The following is a 3,275-nucleotide window of genomic DNA, read 5'->3' as shown; positions in this document are numbered from 1 at the left end:
GGAACTGATAGAGGATGTATTGAAGCGCCACATATAACAAAGCGTGGAGAATATTATTACATAATGTGTGCGGAAGGTGGAACAGGATACGGTCATGGAGTAACAATGGGAAGATCTAAAAATGTATGGGGGCCTTATGAAAAAGATCCTATGAATCCTATAGTTACATCTGTTCCAGGTGATTTTTATGAAAGACACGACCCTGATCACTTAAAACCCAAATATTATAATCCAGAATCAATACTTCAAAAATCAGGTCATGGTAGTTATGTAGAAACACCATTAGGAGAGGTGTACCTAGTACATCTTACTTCAAGACCTTTTGCACCAGAGTTGAGATGCACCCTTGGAAGAGAGACAGCTATTCAAAAAATGAAATGGACAGAAGATAATTGGCTTCGTATGGAAGATGGAACAAATTTAGCTAAGGAATACGTAGATGAAAGTAAGCTTGAAGAATGTTTAGTTAAATCAATACCTGATTTTGATGATTTTGATTCAGATGAACTTGGATTACAATATTATGCTCCAAGAATTTCACCATTATCATTTGCAGATGTTAAAGCTAGACCTGGATACGTAAGAATAAGAGGTCAAGAATCAAGAACATCATTAAATAAAGTAAGTATATTAGCAAGAAAGTTAACTTCAGTATATGCCAGAATTACTACTAAAATGGAATTTTATCCTGAAGTACATCAACATAGTGCAGGTTTAATTATGTATTATGATAATATGAATTATATTAACTTAAGAAAATATTATAGTGAAACTTTAGGACAAAGTGCATTATCAATAATACATCTTGAAAATGGAGAAAAAACAGAGTTTTTAAATACAAGAATTCCTATAGAAGATAAACCAATATACCTTCGTTTAAACATACAAGGACGCAAATCTTATTTTGAATGGAGTTATGATGGAGAAAATTATGAAAAAATAGGTAAAGTATTTGATACTACTAAGTTTTCAGATGAGTACTGTAAGTATGGAGAGTTTACAGGCACATTTGTAGGTATTACATGTGCAGACCGTGTAAAACATAAGCATTATGCAGATTTTGATTTCTTTGAATATATTGCAGATGAATCAAAAAATGTAGATTAATAGGCGATTATTAAAATAATTACTTATTTATTATAATGATAAAAATTTCTGGGTACCAAAAGGTACTCAGAAATTAAAATTACAACCAGGGAAAACGATTTAAAGTAAAGGGGACTATATTATGAAATGTGAATCTAGTATTGAAAAAATTAATACACAATCTCAAAGAATATCTATAGGAGAAAGATTTGCTTATGGATGTGGGGATTTAGGATGTAATATTATATATTCAGCAATGTCAGCTTTTTTATTATTTTATTATACTAATTATGCAGGAGTTAGTGTAGCAGCTGTTGGTACGATAATGTTTATTTCTAGAATTTTAGATGGATTTAGTGATTTAGCAATGGGGGTTATAGTAGATAGAACTAAATCTAAATATGGCAAAGCAAGACCGTGGATTTTACGTATGTCAGTTCCTTTTGCTGTGGCAGCAGTGTTATTATTTTCAGTTCCACCAAGTCTTGGAAGTACTGCTAAATTAGTTTATGTTTTTATTACTTATAATTTAGTTTCTACTGTTATCTATACTGCAATAAATGTACCTTATGCAACATTGAACTCATTAATAACACAAGATCAGTACGAAAGAGGGGTACTGAGTATATTTAGAATGATATTAGCTACTTGTGGTAGTTTAATAATAAACGGACTTACATTACCTTTAGTTGAATATTTTGGTAACAATGCATCAGCATGGACTAAAACATTTTTAGTTTTTGGGGTAGCATCAATAATAGTATTTTTAATAACATTTGCAGGAACTAAAGAAAGAGTAGTGCCTTCTAAAAAAGATAAAAATGAAACGATACCATTTAAAGTAGGCATCAAGGCATTGTTTAAGAACAAATACTGGTTACAAATAACATTATGTCTAGTTTGTATATTTATAGTATTTTCACTAAATGGGGGATCTTCGGTATATTATGCAAAGTTTATTTTAGGTGATGAGAAACTATTTGGACCTATAAATATGACTTCTAACATATCTCAAATTATAACTATGTTCATGGTTGCTCCTTTTATAAAGAAGTTTGGTAAAAGAAATGTATTAATAGCAGGATCTGTAATATTAGTATTATCAAACATGATGTTTATGGTAGGAGCACAAAGTTACTTTATTGTAATAGCTGCAAGTATTGTAAAGGGAATCGGTAATGCAGGAACAGGGGCGACAATGTTTGCAATAGTTTCAGATACTATTGAATATGGAGAATGGAAAACAGGATATAGAACAGAAGGACTTATAAATAGTGCATCTAGTTTCGGATTTAAAGTTGGAAATGGTTTAGGCTCAGCAATATTAGGTGGAGTATTATCAATAGGTGGTTATGTAGGTACTTCAGCCACTCAAAGTGATTCGGCAATAATGGCAATAAACGCATGTTTTATATACTTGCCTATAGTTATAACAATATTACAAATTATAATTATGTCTTTTTATAAGCTTGATAAAGAATATGACTCTATACTTGAGGAGTTAAACAATAAATAATAAATACTAAGAAACTTTAAAATAAAGCCACTTAAAAATAATTTTAAAATTATTTTGAGATGGCTTTATTTTTAATTAAACAAAATTACTATTTTTCGACATTTAGGTTTAATACTAATTATAATTTTCAAGAAAAATAGTAAAAAATGTAAAAATATAGTGTCAAATTGTCTTTGAAATGTATATATATAAGTAAGTAGAAAAAACAGTCTACTTAATGATATATATAAGGAGAAGATTATATGCATAAAAAAATAATTGAAAATGAATATAGACCAAGATCATCAAAACAAAAAGGAACGAGATATAGAGAAGATAGATTTAAGAAAAAACACTGTCATCATTGGGAAGATACAGATAATGACAATAACGAAAATAGAGATATAAATGTAGATACAGATATAGATACAGATGTAGAAGCAAACGCAGAAGCAAATGCAGAGGCAAATGCAGAAGCAAACGCAGAAGCAAATGCAGACGCAGATATAGATACAGATACAGATGTAGACGCAGATGCGGATGCAGATATAGATACAGATGTAGATGCAGATATAGATACAGATGTAGACGCAGATGCGGATATAGATCCAGATGCAGACGCAGATGCTGATATAGATACAGATGCAGACGCAGATGCAGATATAGATACAGATGCAGATATAGATACAGATGC

General features: G+C 30.5%; 3 protein-coding genes. All 3 read left to right on the top strand.

The genetic code is table 11. From position 1 onward, the window contains the following. Positions 1 to 1,107 (top strand): family 43 glycosylhydrolase (locus J7G74_RS06465; RefSeq protein WP_297133310.1); only part of this gene is annotated, 1,107 nt, incomplete at its 5' end. Positions 1,108 to 1,228: 121 nt separating this feature from the next. Further along, on the top strand, positions 1,229 to 2,602 hold the full coding sequence (locus J7G74_RS06460; RefSeq protein ID WP_297133309.1) for an MFS transporter: 1,374 nt from the start codon (positions 1,229 to 1,231) through the stop codon (positions 2,600 to 2,602). A gap of 242 nt (positions 2,603 to 2,844) precedes the next feature. Further along, a partial coding sequence (locus J7G74_RS06455) for a hypothetical protein (protein ID WP_297133307.1) occupies positions 2,845 to 3,275 on the top strand: 431 nt, incomplete at its 3' end.

Source organism: Terrisporobacter sp. (genome assembly GCF_017888745.1).
Classification (GTDB): domain Bacteria; phylum Bacillota; class Clostridia; order Peptostreptococcales; family Peptostreptococcaceae; genus Terrisporobacter.
Note: the sequence above shows the minus strand (reverse complement) of the source record. Positions and strands in the feature narration are given on the sequence as shown.

What these genes read in the sequence shown, in the direction of transcription:
- J7G74_RS06460 (WP_297133309.1), top strand. Translation starts at nt 1,229, where the DNA reads ATGAAATGTGAATCTAGTATTGAAAAAATTAATACACAATCTCAAAGA.